Below are 13,486 nucleotides of genomic sequence, written 5' to 3' on the forward strand. Positions count from 1 at the left end.
TGTATGTTTGGATTAGACACCTATATCATACATGATTTTCACTATGGTTGTTATTTTTTTATTCTATCTGTTGCATTTAATTTTACAATGAACCATCTAACATTAACATCATTAGTTATATCTTCTATTTGTTGAGTTAGGAAATCTATATGTTTTAATTGAATTGAAATTAGCTTTCTTTGATGTTCGCCAATAAGCCCCTTTAAAGACTTCTGGAGTAAGTCCGGGCTTGCCTTTAACTTTTTATTAGCAAGTGAAGATAAAGCTTTTGGATCATTAACCCCATTGATTATAGCCTCAATCATAGCTCTACTTGATACACCTAGAATATCAGAAACAACTGAAGAAAGTTTAATATTAGCACTTTCAAGTACCTTTTGAAGCCTATTGATCTCTCTAGAACGCTCTTCAATCAGACTACGTCTATAACGCACAATTTCTCTTAACTCTCGTTGTTCTCTAGAAGGAATATAACTTCCTTTTAAGAGACCATGTTTAAGTAAATTAGCTATCCATTTAGCATCTTTAACATCGGTCTTACGACCAGGTACGTTTTTAATGTGCTGAGCATTAACTACTAGAGTTGGTATTTGCTCTAACTCAAGCAAGTTGTAAATTGGTTTCCAGTATACCCCTGTGCTTTCCATAGCGACAGCTTCACATTGCTTTTGCTTTATCAAATCAACAAGCATAAGAATGTCTTCTGTCATAGTTCCAAATGATTCAATTTCTTTACCATTTGGAGTCAAAACACAGGCAACAATAATTTTTTTATGGACGTCAAGTCCACAACAATTTTTGTACAATACCTCCATATCGATCTACTCCTTAAAGAAATAGTTGGTAAAGCCTTCTGATATTAATAATCTACTCTGCGTGCTTCCAAAAGAGGAGCGACAATAGTTGGTACATAAAGAAGGCTAAAATCAAGCTAGTTTCGGACTAAGCAGTACCAAACACAATCGACTTTGTACCAACTATTTGAATTCTTCCCAACTATCAGAGTAATATTCAAACTGCTTTATGGAGGTAGTTTTCATTCTAGTTGGTGAAATTTATTTCATGTATAGCTAGTTCATAGCACAGGAAATATTTACAAATAGAAAAAATCCAGCATATTATGTTAACTTATCATTGAAGTATGATAAACAATGATAGGAGGTCAACATATGCTGGATCTTAACAAGAAATATTCTACTACAGAAATTGAAAATCTAAAAGACTTTATTACCGTAGCCTACGTGATAATTGATGAAATTTACCACGTAGTAGCTCCCAATACATGTTAAAGAACGTAGAAATATCAAGGCTTCAAAGATGAGCGATAGTGAAATAATTACCATCAGTGTTGTTGGTGAATTGCTCACTATTGACTCGGAAAAAGCCTAGTTTAACTTCTGTAAAAAGAACTTTAAAGACTTATTTCCAAGGTTTTGTGATAGAAGTAGATTTAATAACTCGAAGAGCTCTTTTCAAAATAATAGAGCTGATTCACAAAAAACTATCACAATTATTGGGGTATTACGATTCTACACTTAGAGTTGTAGATAGTATGCCCATCCCAGTATGTCACTTTGGTAGAGCAACGTTCATAAGACATTTAAAGGTTATGTGAGTTATGGAAGATGTCCGTCTAAGAAAGAAACTTATTACGGATTTAAACTTCATCTGCTTATTACACTAGATGGCTATATAACTGATTTCTGTCTTACTTCAGCTGATATTGATGACAGAGCTGAACTATGGGATTTAGTAGAATCCTATCATTCAATAATTATACTTGGAGATAAGGATTATATAGATAACCATCTTGCTTCTGAATTAAAAGCTGAAAAGGGTGTAACCTTGCTTCCACTAAAGAGGAACAACAGTAAGTCTCAGTATCCAAAACAGTTAAGACGAATTATATTTAAGCTTCGTAGAAGGATTGAAACTACTGGTTCCCAGCTATCTTGTCAACTTAACATTCAAAGAGTTCTGGCAAGGCCAGTCTGGGGTCTTATCACTAGGATTAAGACTAAACTTTTAGGCCATGGACTTTGTCACTACGTAAATAAAGTATTTAATAATGAGTCTAAAGTATCTCAAATAAAAGGATTAATTTTTGGTTAAATAAACCTGTTGACAATTCATAACAGTATCTTAGGAATAGTGTAACTATTTTTATTTCCATAATATTCCTAAGTCTAAAATTTTAAATTAGCACAACGAGTTAATTTATAAATTATATATCGTACATGAGACGTAACAGAACAGGAATATTTGCCTGATTGAAAGCAGGCTTGTATTCCTGTTTTTAATAGCAAACATATGTTCTGAAGATTTTGAATGTATTATAATAACAAGGAGTGAAGCATTAGTACGAACCTAGTCAATGAGTATTACAGTTGATATAATAAAAATGTAAGTTTACATAGGAGTAGATGACAGTATGATTGTAGTTGATTTATTTTCTGGTGCAGGAGGTTTAACTGAGGGATTTGTAAGAGAAGGCTTTGAAATAGTTGCACATGTTGAGAAGGAACGATGGGCATGCGAAACCTTGAAAACAAGGATTTGTTTTCACTATTTAAAATCTAGGAATGATCTTGATTTATATTATGAGTACATAAGAAGATCAAATGATTATAAAAATATTGCCCAAGATAGACAAATTATTTTTGATAAGTATCCTGAATTGAAAGAGAAAGTTGAATCTGAAGTTTTAAATAAAACTTTTGGTGATCCTAAAGAAGATCCAGGAGCAACAGCAAAAGAAGAGATAATCAGGCTTATTGAAAAAAATTTAAAAGGCAGAAAAGTAGATGTAATAATAGGTGGGCCACCCTGTCAGGCATATTCCCTGATTGGAAGAGGCAGAATGGGGCGGGCAGCCAGAGAGGATAAAAGAAACTTTCTTTTTTACTATTACAGAGATGTAGTAGAATATTTTAAACCTGAAGTTTTTATTTTTGAAAATGTTCCGGGAATATTAAGTGCACATAATGGAAGGATATTTGAGGTAATTAGAGAGGAATTTGATACTATTGGTTATAATATATTGTCAGGTGTTGATGAAAAAGACCCGAGAAAAAATATAGTTAATGCAAGTGATTTGGGAGTTTATCAAAATAGAAAAAGGGTTATATTATTTGGAACAAGGAATAATCTAAAGTACCCTGACTTTAAAAAATATGCTGTGAAATTGAATGAAGTACAATCAACAAGAAATGCTATAAGCGATTTGCCATTTTTGCAGCCAGGTGAAGGAAATGATTATTTTTGGGGTGAATATGAGAATAATGATATAAAAAATCTTTCAGAATTTCAAAAGTTAATGAGAGAAGATAGTATAGGAATATTGCATCATATGGCTAGAAGGCATCAGGATAGGGACAGACGAATTTATCAAAGAGCAATTGAAAAAGCTAAAATTGGGGAGCAACTTAAGTATAAGGATATCCCTGAGGAAGATAGCACACATAGGAATAAGGAGGATTTTGAAGATAGATATAAAGTCCACTGGTGGGAGGATGTGCCACATACAATTGTTGCACATATAGGTAAGGATGGACATTACAACATACATCCTGACATAAATCAGCTTAGGTCACTAACGGTAAGAGAAGCTGCAAGAATACAGAGTTTTCCGGATAATTATAAATTTGAGGGGCCAAGGACATGGCAGTATGTTCAGGTAGGAAATGCTGTACCACCGCTTATGTCCCAAGCTATAGCAAAAGCAGTTAAGGAAGAGTGTTTTAATAATCCAAAATACAGAATTAGGAGCGAAGATTAAATTGCCATGGAGGTCATATAGGTGGCAGATGTATTTTCAAAAGAAAAACGCAGTGAAGTTATATCAAAAATAAAATCAACGGATACGAAATTTGAAGTGGAGGTTAGAAAATGGCTGTTTGCGAAAGGGCTAAGGTTTCGAAAAAATGTTGGAGATTTACCAGGCAAGCCGGATATAGTTTTGCCTAAATATAGAACCGCAATATTTATACACGGATGTTTTTGGCATAAGCATGAGAACTGTAAATATGCCTATATACCAAAGACAAGAACCGAGTTTTGGGTTACCAAGATAGCAGGAAATGTTGAAAGGGATTCCAGAAATATTCAAAGCTTGAGGGACAGTGGATGGAAAGTCATAGTGTTGTGGGAATGTGAATTGAAGAAAAATTTTGATCTCCAAATGGAACTACTTTATAAGTCAATATTATCTTAAGTCGATGACTTGGGTTGTAGGTGCCAAGCGCTTGAAATATCAAAGTGCCATAAGAATATTGACTAATTGATGTATGAGTTGAGAAACTTATAAATTCTATATATTTAATAATAATGAAAGATTTTTATTCAAGAGAGGAATATATTAGGAAATATAATTTGGTCAGATAATATTCAAAGCGTTTTAACTCTTGACTTAAGTATGGAAATGAGATTTAGGGATGATAGAAAAGAGCTATATTTAAATATTCTTGGTGTTAAACTAGGAATGACTGTAGTTGATATTGGATGCTGACCTGGAACCCTAACTAGAAAACTGGCAAAATGGCTTGGAGAACAATCAAAAATAATTGGGATAGACAGGGACACAAAATTTATTGATTATGCTAAAAGTAAGGCTATTGAGCAAAAACTCTACAATGCCAACTATTATGAGGGAGATGCATTGAATTTGCCTTTAGAGGATAATTCAGTGGATGTGTGCCTGTCACATACAGTAATTGAGCATGTACCGAACAGGGAGTTTCTATTAGAACAAAAAAGAGTATGTAGACCTGGTGGCAGGGTGCGCGTTATGTACTCAAGACCGGATAAATCTATAAAAATTGAACCAGAGTTATTACCATAAGGCAGATTAAATAAACTGCTTCTAGTAAAATTGGCTTAAAATAAAAATTATAGAAACTTAGTACATTTGGGGATCTGCTCCAACTTCTGGGATGTATAGCTTTGATCCTTCCAAGATAAATGAAAAAAGTAGACAACAAATATCCAAATTCAGGGGAAAAATTAATAACCACCTTGTTTAAGGCTAAAATATATTTATATTTATCTATCTTTTTAGCCCCCTAGAGTATTTGGACAATTAGTCTTAATATGACAGATTAAATTGTCAAAGGGGGAAATTGTATATGTCAGTGACAAAAAGAAAATTCACACCAGAGTTTTATGGATACTACAAGATAACCAGGGATCTTAAAAGAAACTTTAACCTAAAAATCAATATGACAAAGGTGTACAGGCTCTGAAAAGAGTTAAATATACTAAGGCCTCAAAGAGAAATAAAACCAAAGCATCCTGGAAAAATTGCTAAAAACAGAACAGTTACAGCATCAAACCAATTGTGGGAGGCAGATATAAAGTATGGTTATATAGAAGGTGAGGACAGGTTTTTCTATATAATGAGCATCATAGATGTTGCCGATAGGGATATTGTTGCTCATTATATAGGACTCAATTGTACAGGGGAGGATGCTGTAAGATTATTAAAAATAGCATTGCATAAAAGGTAGCTTTATGATGCTGAAATTAAGCCGGTTATACGTTCCGACAACGGACCACAGTATATCAGCCATGCTTTTGTTTCTGCTTGTGAGAAGTTAGGTATAGAGCATGAAAGAATACCTTACAAAACGCCAAATATGAATGCACACATAGAAGCATATCATAGGATACTTGAGGATGAATGCCTAAGTATAAATGTATTTGAGAGCTATACTGAGGCATATAAGGAAGTTAATGATTTTGTAAAAAAATACAGCACAAAGCGGATACACTCGGCAACAAAATATATGCCGGCCAAGGAATATTATGAGTATCTACAGAAAACTAATGAAAAAGTCAATATAAGGATGTAAAGTAAGGTCTGGCGAAGCGTACCCTTGACATTGAGGGCATGCATGATAGCCTTGTCTCAAAAGTGGCAGGATCTGAATTTTAGGCTGCTGCCAGAGCCAAGAATCATGCATGCGGAGGCTCAATGTCAAGGGCAGACCGCGATAAAAATAATAAATTTTTGAAATTCTACGTAAGCCAATGAAAATTTAATACAGTGTCCAATAATAGGGGGTCAATCCGTGGAAATGGAGGAATAAAAATATCAACAAATAATCCAGGGTGTCTTGGAGTCATTCTTAAATTACTCGGGGTAAACTTGAAGAAAGGCAATGTTGAGGAAGCTAAACTTCCCTATGGACTAAGGGATGATTTTTTATCACCAGCGGAATTATCTTTTTATAAAGTTTAGTAGAAGCTCTTGAAGGAAGAGCACAGGTTTTCACTAAGGTGTCTTTATCAGATATATTTTTTGTAAGGAGACCCGATCAAAATATTTCCTATAGAAATAAGATTGATAGAAAGCATGTAGACTTTTTAATTTGCAGTAATGATACTCTCAGACCGTTAGCAGGAGCTGAGCTTGATGATACCAGCCATAATAAACCTGATAGAGTTGAAAGGGATAGATTTGTAAATGAGGTATTCAAATCTGCGGAGCTTAAGCTTATTAGATTTGAGAATAAAAGGACATATACTATTCAGGAAGTAAGAGAAAGAATTGATGAAATCTTTGCAGAGCTTTCTAAGGAAGAAGTAAAGACATATGCAGCGGTAAGCAGTGAAAAGGCCAGTGTTCCAACATGTCCAAAGTGTGGAATACCTATGGTTTTAAGGGAAGAGAAAAAGGGAGACAGGGCAGGAGAAAAGTTTTATGGGTGTTCTAATTTTCATAAGTGTAGAGAAGTGGTTAGATATTAACAACTTTACTTGCTTTTGCTGTCACGGCTGGATACCTAGGAGTGGTTAATAAATTATAAAAAAAAGAAGAGTACCAAGCTTGTAACAAACTGGGAGCATCCATAGATTTGTGTAAATCATATCTATAGATGCTCTTTTTATGTATATATAAATGGTAAACATGGAAATAATAACTACAAACATTTTGAAAGAAGTAATCAATTATGCCCGAACTGAACATACCTTATGTTAACCTTAATTCTGAATTTAAAAAATGCAAGAACATGGAGGAATTAACATTATTCAACAATTTTTGGAGGCTGAGATGGAAGAATAAAATAAATTTACACAAATCTGCCGACGTTCTCATAATGTATTAAAAACTGTACAGTAATTTCCTTCAGGAGTTCTACATTTTGAACATCTAACACATATTGCTGGCCTTCTATCTCCATCTTTCCATCTTTTTATTAAATGAGGCTCTGCAAGCAAAGGTCTTGATAGAGCAAAATAATCAATATTTGTTTCATTTAAGATTTTTTCAATGTTATTAATATTTTTAAATCCACCCACTGTAATTATTGGAACATTAATTTCATTACTAATAATTTTTGCATATTCAAGAAAATAACCTTCTTCTTGTATTTCATGGTCATCAAAAACTTCTCCAACCATTGATTTGGCTTTTCCGTGAATATTACCAGAAATTTCGATAGCATCAATACCGATCTCTTCTAATTTTTTGCAAATAAGTCTGGTTTCCTCAAAGGATAATCCGCCTTCAAAGAATTCACTGGCAGTAAGTTTTACCAATATAGGGAAGTCTTCTCCTACCTTTTCTCTCATTTTATAATATATTTCAAGTAAAAATCGCATTCTATTTTCCAAGCTACCGCCATATTCATCAGTTCTTCTGTTGTAATAGGGGCTAAGAAATTGATTTATTAAATAGGTGTGTGCACCATGTATTTCTACTCCGTCAAAACCAGATTCCTTTACTCTTCTACCGGCATCGGCAAAAGCATTTACTATATAGTTTATTTCTTCTTTAGTCATAGCTTTACCAATAACATTTGTGCTTTTTTCAGCAACCTCACTTGGAGCATAGATAACTCTTTCACCAAGGTTAAAGGTGGTTTTTGTTCCACCATAGGCTATCTGCATGATGATTTTTGAGTCATAGCTGTGAACTAAATTGGTTAATTGTTTATACTCATCAATAAATGAATCGTCATAGATTCCCATCATTCCAGGATTAGGCTGTTCCTCTTTTACAACATTTGCGTATCCTGTTATTATTAAGCCAACCTCGCCCTTAGCCAGGTCCTCATATATTTTATAAAGTTTCTCTGTCATATGTCCGTCTTTTGTTGTCATGTTTTCCCAAGTAGCACTTCTGACAAATCGATTTTTTAGAGCAATGTTTCCTAGTTTAGTTTCTTCAAATAAAGTTTTCATATGTTCAATCCTTTCTAATCCATGTTACTAAATATATTTAAATAATACTATGCATTTTTATTTATCAAGATTGATTATAGTTCTACTTTTAGTTTTTCTTCAAGAATCATATCAATTTTCGCAGATAATTTTTTTAAGGATGCTTCTTTCACGTTTTCATCTAAATTATTAGGTTTACATTCATTTGAAAGTTTATTCAATATTTTTAATCTTAATTTATTGCCTTCAGATTGAATTACTAACATAGCTTTAAATGTATTTATATTCACAAATTCATATTCTTTTCTTTAATGAAAGGCAAAATAATAGTTTGATGTAAAACTAATTATATAAAAACAATAGTTTTTCGTCAAACTACTGTTAGCTTTCCTCTACACTTACATGTACTTTTATAAATCACCCTAATAGATTATATCATACTAAGACATTCTGAAGGAAATTCTCATGTCAATCTAAAAACATCTTATATGTATGTGGAGATAGGTGTCAGCTTGGTGACAAATTGATATTTATATAAAAATAAAATATTTTATACAGAAAGTATTAAAGATTTAATTTCTTTGTAGGAGCGAATAGTATTTGCCCGTTGAGTAAGCACTAATTTCAGGACGGGCGATTGATAATCGCCCCTACAGGAGGAGTAAGATTCCTTGTTACTTTCTATATAGATAAAAAATATTCAAGTGAGAAATAAAATGCCAAGGAAAATATAATTATCTCGAAGGGGCAAAATATTACATTGTTCGTAGATGAAATAATAAGGAATATATATTTTAAAATGATAAACAAAGGTATTTATGTTAAAACACTTAAGAGTATAATAAAAAAATGTTATGAAATTCCAGCATACGCCGTTATGGATAACCATTACCACTTATTAATAAAGACTAATAAATCTACGATAAGAGAAATAATGTTCTACATTAATAATTTCCAGATATACATGTTAATGACAGATTAAATAGAACAGTAACTAAACTACTCTTACGCAATAAAATAATCTAACTTTTCACTTGTAACGAGCCTGGCATTTTTTTGACGATAAAATATAATACGATGGAGTGTTTTTGAAAGCGGAAGAAAAAAGGAATCTTATATTAGGGGGGAACTTGTATAAGGTTGCTTTACTATCCTCCTTGGGTTATTCAGGTTCTGCCCCTGGATTTATGATGCTTAATGGATTTATTGTTTCCTACGGAACAGCTACTTTGGCTGCCTTTGGTATGGTAAATAGAATTAGTCCCTTATAATGCAGCCTTCTATGGGCATAGGAGCGGCCTTAACCTCAATCGTTGAGCAAAACCTTGGAAATAATCAAATAAACAGGGTGAAGGAAGCCTTTAAAAAATCCTTTATGCTTACAATTTATATCTCTGTGGCAGGATGTTTTTTATTACTAAAGTATTCTATGTCCATGAAAATTGGACGTTTGTGGCTTGTAAGACTGCCTAATATAGCCAAGGATATTTGGGATGGAACAGATTATTTGCCTCATGTTTTCCGTGAACGGTTATCTTCTATAACAAGGAATAGTGCCAGGCTTGTGACAAATTTAAATGTTACAAGCCTGGCACTGAGATACATACTATATAGGCAGAAATAGTATGGAGGCCTTTCATGATAAAATATATTGTACAGCCAGGGGATATGATATACTCTATTTCCAGGAGGTTCGGCGTTTCTCTTTGTTCAATGTTTGCAGTAAATCCGGGCTTAATTCCTGAATACTTCATGCCTGGAAGAAAAATAGTCATTACGGTGAATTTATACAGAGATGCTGTCTACAATATTCTTGGAACCACAACCAGGCTAACAGAGGCTCAAATGAGAAATATAGCGGCTGGGCGAAGATACATTGTTGAGCTCGCAAGGAAGAACCCTGGCGAAATATATATTAATGGTCCAACTACAAAAAAGAGGGTAGCCCTGACCTTTGTTGATGGGCCAGATTCATGGATAACGCCAAGGGTACTTGATATACTTAAAACTAATAATGTAAAGGCCAATTTTTTCTTTGTTGGTACTCAAATGGGATACTTTCCGGATGTTGTAAAAAGGGCATATAATGAAGGACACTTGATATTAAACCACGGTTTTAGTCATCCGCATTTTACTGAAATGGACCCTCAAGGCATAAAAAAACAGATTATATCTACTGAGGAAAAGATAGAAAGCATTCTGGGAAGAAGACCTTCGTTTGTAAGGCCGCCCTATGGGGAAGTGGACGAAAATGTCTTATCTACAGTAAGGGCAACAGGCAACAAAATTGTTATTTGGTCCATTGATACTATGGACTGGGTGCCAAAGGTTGATAAACAAACGGTAGTGGAAAATGTGCTGAATAATGTGAGGCTCGGGGAAATCATTTTAATGCACAGCGGACCAGGACAAAGAATAGCTGTAGAGGCCCTGCCGGAAATAATAAGGGGATTAAGGGCAAGAGGTTTTAGCATTGTGGATCTCGGAGTAATGCTTGATGTTAATCCCTATAAGGAGACATAGCAACGGCAGCCATATAAGTTATATGGATAATTAAGTAATAACACATATGGCTGCCTGTAAACGGCAAGTACTTTCCGTAAAATTTCGGAAAATAATTTCTGTGAATAATTTCCAATTAATTCTGTGGGGCTAGTGTGAGGCTAGAGACAGTTAAGCATAAAAATCCCATAAATTCCAATGCGCAGCACACTATAATTTCAACTGAAACACTAAAAGTCGGTCAGATCAACAAAATCTGACTGACTTTTCCAATATGCGTTCAGCATGGGTACAAGCTTGTCGGTGAAAGTCCGACACGGGGGCTGATAGCGTCAACCGTTAGCCTAAGACAAGGGTGTCCACTGTGAGGTGGAATCTGGAGGTTTTCAACTTTGAATAACTCAAATTAATTGCAGAGAAAGCAGACAACTCAATATAGAGGTCGCCTTGCGGAAGTAGAAGTGGAACTTCAAGGTAAGCAAGGGGCGCTGAGCAAGGATTTGGTGTTACCAAAGAGAGAAAGAGAAAATGAGGTAAAGGATGAATCCAGTAGTCTACTCGAAAGAATACTGTCAAGGGGAAATATGCTCATGGCATACAAGAGGGTAGTTGCTAACAAAGGCAGTCATGGGGTCGATGGTATGAAAGTCGATGAACTTCGAACATTTATCATAGACAAATGGCAGTCGGTTAAGCAAAAGCTACTGGAAGGTAGATATGAACCTGGAAATGTCGTTTCCCTTTTCATCAACCCCCGTTCTAACCTTTAGCACCATTGCTAATGAGAGTTTAATTGTTGATATCGCTTAATTAACGAAATTTATTTTAGAACATGAATATCCTTTAGAAATTGTGATATAATTACAATTTACTAACTCGTAAGTTACTAACTCACGAGTTAGTAAATCATGAGTTAGTAAAAGGGGTGTTATTGTGTTCATAGGAAGAGATTTTGAGATTAATACACTTAACAAACTTTATGAAGAGGATAAATTTCAGTATGTAGTTATATATGGCAGAAGAAGAGTTGGAAAAACTACTTTGAATAAAGGAATTTTGTAAAAATAAACCCAATATCTTTTATGTTGCAGAGGAGTATAATGATAAGATAGCCTTTGAAAGCTTTTCTGATAAGATTTTAACCCATTTTGACATAAAGGATTTTATTAGCAGTTTTGAATCCTGGGAAAAGGCATTTATGTATCTTGGTAAACATGCTAAAAATGAAAGGCTCGTTGTTGTAATAGATGAATTTCCCTATATAGTTAATTCTAATAAAAGCATACCTTCACTTCTCCAAAATTTAATTGACCATCATTTGAAGGATACCAAACTTTTTCTTATAATTTGCGGTTCATCGATGAGCTTTATTGAAAGCGTAAAAATAAAAAAATGGAGCTTCCATTTGTTTTTGAGAAGATAGGAAGATGGTGGGGAAATAATCCAGCTAAGAGAAGGGAAGAGGAGATCGATATATTGGCTATAAGTAAACAAAAGGCATTATTTGGAGAATGCAAATGGACCAAGGTTGCTGTCGATATGGGCGTTGTAAATTCTTTAATAGAAAAGAGCAGTATATTAAACTATTCTCAAAAATATTATGCGTTCTTTTCAAGGAGTGGCTTCACAGAGGATGTAATAAAATTTGCAAAGGGGAGCAATAATATATTATTATTTGAGCTTAAGGATTTGATAGGCTAGGGACAGATTGGACTATACTGATGAGAGTTTACCTACTCACTTTATTTAAGGTATAAAATTTAATAAAATAATCTTTATCGTTTGTATATTTAAACAATATTTTAAACATAATGCCAAATAATGTTATAATATATGTGAAAATTATGTAACATTTTGGGTGGATATTGAGGAGATGAAGCTACGCAGTTAAATGTTGAACAAAAGAAGTTAATACAGAAGAGAAGAAGAATGCCAGGCTCGTGACAATTTAATAAGAAGACCCGATCAAAATATTTCCTAATATGGAGATAAAGTATTGTTATATCCGCCATATATTGTATAGCTCCATAGGAGTTAGCTTATTTTTGCACCCTTTGCTGACATCTATTTATACTTATACACCTCTAGCATCTGCCGGCCATATGATTTTATGAAGCTGTAGACTTAACCTTACCCTTAGTTCATAATTTGAAAAATATTGATGTTTTTCTTTTAACACTTCTACAAGTTCTTCAGGCTTTATGAGACCATATGCCGGGGAAAAATTAATGACCACCTTGTTTAAGACTAAAATATCTTTATATTTATCTATTACTTTTATGGCATAGGCTATATCTTCTTGGTTGCTTACTACAAACTTAAGCTCATCTCCTTCATGCAGTTTCTCTAGATTTTCTTCAAAGATATTATATTTAGACATTCCGGAACCGGGACACTTAATATCTAGAGTGTAATATAGTACCTGAAAGCGATCCCCTTTCAAAAAACACTCCAGCTCTTCATTGCTGTACACAGGACAGCTGCCGTTGGTTTCTATTCTTACTTTAAATCCTTTTGAAGCTAAATAAAGTGGCAAATATCTCTTAGGCTTTTGAGGCTCTAACGGTTCTCCACCGGTACATATGATATCCTTGCATCCAAACTGTGATACCCTGTCAACAATCTCATCAGGAGTCATCATTTGATTGTTTTCACTAAACTCATCATAGCTGTAAGTGGTGTCACAATAACTGCACCTTAGGTTGCACCTTGCTACTCTAACAAAGGTTGTAATGGTCCCTGCTGATATTCCTTCTCCGGACACACTGTTGAATATCTCAACTACCGGTATGACTGTGCCTTTAAACTTATCCACTGTCAT

Annotated in this window: 17 protein-coding genes and 2 pseudogenes; 15 read left to right on the forward strand and 4 right to left on the reverse strand. The window is 34.1% G+C overall.

Translation table 11 applies throughout. From position 1 onward, the window contains the following. Window positions 1-50: 50 nt before the first annotated feature. Entirely contained in the window at window positions 51-815 is a 765-nt protein-coding gene (locus tag EDD71_RS00005; RefSeq protein ID WP_207669234.1) for an IS110 family RNA-guided transposase, read from the reverse strand. A 354-nt stretch (window positions 816-1,169) separates the two neighbouring features. Between EDD71_RS00005 and EDD71_RS00010 the strand changes: the two are divergent. The 8 genes and pseudogenes from EDD71_RS00010 to EDD71_RS15985 all read left to right on the forward strand — a co-directional run bounded on the left by EDD71_RS00010 (window position 1,170) and on the right by EDD71_RS15985 (window position 6,747). After that, window positions 1,170-2,112: pseudogene (locus EDD71_RS00010) on the forward strand (IS982 family transposase). Window positions 2,113-2,431: 319 nt separating this feature from the next. After that, window positions 2,432-3,778, forward strand: a complete 1,347-nt coding sequence (locus EDD71_RS00015; RefSeq protein ID WP_133626712.1) for a DNA cytosine methyltransferase — start codon at window positions 2,432-2,434, stop codon at window positions 3,776-3,778. 21 nt (window positions 3,779-3,799) lie between these two features. Next, entirely contained in the window at window positions 3,800-4,213 is a 414-nt protein-coding gene (locus tag EDD71_RS00020) for a very short patch repair endonuclease (RefSeq protein WP_133626713.1), read from the forward strand. Between the two features lie 306 nt (window positions 4,214-4,519). Next, window positions 4,520-4,840: pseudogene (locus EDD71_RS00025) on the forward strand (class I SAM-dependent methyltransferase); the annotation flags it as partial. A gap of 493 nt (window positions 4,841-5,333) precedes the next feature. Next, entirely contained in the window at window positions 5,334-5,504 is a 171-nt protein-coding gene (locus tag EDD71_RS15115; RefSeq protein WP_166636269.1) for a transposase family protein, read from the forward strand. A gap of 93 nt (window positions 5,505-5,597) precedes the next feature. Further along, window positions 5,598-5,849, forward strand: a complete 252-nt coding sequence (locus tag EDD71_RS00030) for an integrase core domain-containing protein (RefSeq protein ID WP_279232985.1) — start codon at window positions 5,598-5,600, stop codon at window positions 5,847-5,849. Between the two features lie 194 nt (window positions 5,850-6,043). Then, on the forward strand, window positions 6,044-6,238 hold the full coding sequence (locus tag EDD71_RS15465) for a hypothetical protein (protein WP_207669235.1): 195 nt from the start codon (window positions 6,044-6,046) through the stop codon (window positions 6,236-6,238). Window positions 6,239-6,276: 38 nt separating this feature from the next. Further along, window positions 6,277-6,747 (forward strand): DUF2726 domain-containing protein, encoded by a 471-nt coding sequence (locus EDD71_RS15985; RefSeq protein ID WP_243116338.1) that lies wholly within the window; start codon window positions 6,277-6,279, stop codon window positions 6,745-6,747. A gap of 345 nt (window positions 6,748-7,092) precedes the next feature. On the opposite strand, the gene EDD71_RS00040 is transcribed toward EDD71_RS15985, so the two are convergent. Continuing rightward, window positions 7,093-8,184, reverse strand: a complete 1,092-nt coding sequence (locus EDD71_RS00040) for an NADH:flavin oxidoreductase (protein ID WP_133626716.1) — start codon at window positions 8,182-8,184, stop codon at window positions 7,093-7,095. Window positions 8,185-8,258: 74 nt separating this feature from the next. Further along, window positions 8,259-8,429, reverse strand: coding sequence for a hypothetical protein (locus tag EDD71_RS00045; RefSeq protein ID WP_166636271.1), 171 nt, complete (start codon window positions 8,427-8,429; stop codon window positions 8,259-8,261). 864 nt (window positions 8,430-9,293) lie between these two features. Here EDD71_RS00045 and EDD71_RS15475 point away from each other — a divergent pair. The 7 genes from EDD71_RS15475 (at window position 9,294) to EDD71_RS15595 (ending at window position 12,366) form a co-directional block, all read left to right on the forward strand. Next, window positions 9,294-9,434 carry a hypothetical protein gene (locus tag EDD71_RS15475; protein ID WP_207669236.1) on the forward strand — a complete coding sequence of 47 codons (141 nt, stop codon included), beginning with the start codon at window positions 9,294-9,296 and terminating at the stop codon, window positions 9,432-9,434. A gap of 11 nt (window positions 9,435-9,445) precedes the next feature. Further along, window positions 9,446-9,787: an MATE family efflux transporter gene (locus EDD71_RS00050; RefSeq protein WP_207669237.1), complete on the forward strand. Its 342-nt coding sequence runs from the start codon at window positions 9,446-9,448 to the stop codon at window positions 9,785-9,787. Window positions 9,788-9,801: 14 nt separating this feature from the next. Continuing rightward, entirely contained in the window at window positions 9,802-10,686 is an 885-nt protein-coding gene (locus EDD71_RS00055; RefSeq protein WP_133626718.1) for a polysaccharide deacetylase family protein, read from the forward strand. Between the two features lie 440 nt (window positions 10,687-11,126). Beyond that, entirely contained in the window at window positions 11,127-11,435 is a 309-nt protein-coding gene (locus EDD71_RS16190; RefSeq protein ID WP_243116339.1) for a hypothetical protein, read from the forward strand. A 163-nt stretch (window positions 11,436-11,598) separates the two neighbouring features. Then, on the forward strand, window positions 11,599-11,727 hold the full coding sequence (locus tag EDD71_RS15850; protein WP_279232974.1) for an ATP-binding protein: 129 nt from the start codon (window positions 11,599-11,601) through the stop codon (window positions 11,725-11,727). 103 nt (window positions 11,728-11,830) lie between these two features. Then, window positions 11,831-12,088 carry an AAA family ATPase gene (locus EDD71_RS15855; RefSeq protein WP_341472012.1) on the forward strand — a complete coding sequence of 86 codons (258 nt, stop codon included), beginning with the start codon at window positions 11,831-11,833 and terminating at the stop codon, window positions 12,086-12,088. Next, window positions 12,058-12,366, forward strand: a complete 309-nt coding sequence (locus EDD71_RS15595) for a DUF234 domain-containing protein (protein ID WP_243116340.1) — start codon at window positions 12,058-12,060, stop codon at window positions 12,364-12,366. Before EDD71_RS15855 ends, EDD71_RS15595 begins: the two co-directional genes overlap by 31 nt. A 373-nt stretch (window positions 12,367-12,739) precedes the next feature. On the opposite strand, the gene EDD71_RS00075 is transcribed toward EDD71_RS15595, so the two are convergent. Next, window positions 12,740-13,486 carry a 7-carboxy-7-deazaguanine synthase QueE gene (locus EDD71_RS00075; protein WP_133626719.1) on the reverse strand — a complete coding sequence of 249 codons (747 nt, stop codon included), beginning with the start codon at window positions 13,484-13,486 and terminating at the stop codon, window positions 12,740-12,742.

This window comes from Fonticella tunisiensis (assembly GCF_004364155.1).
Lineage (GTDB): Bacteria > Bacillota > Clostridia > Clostridiales > Caloramatoraceae > Fonticella > Fonticella tunisiensis.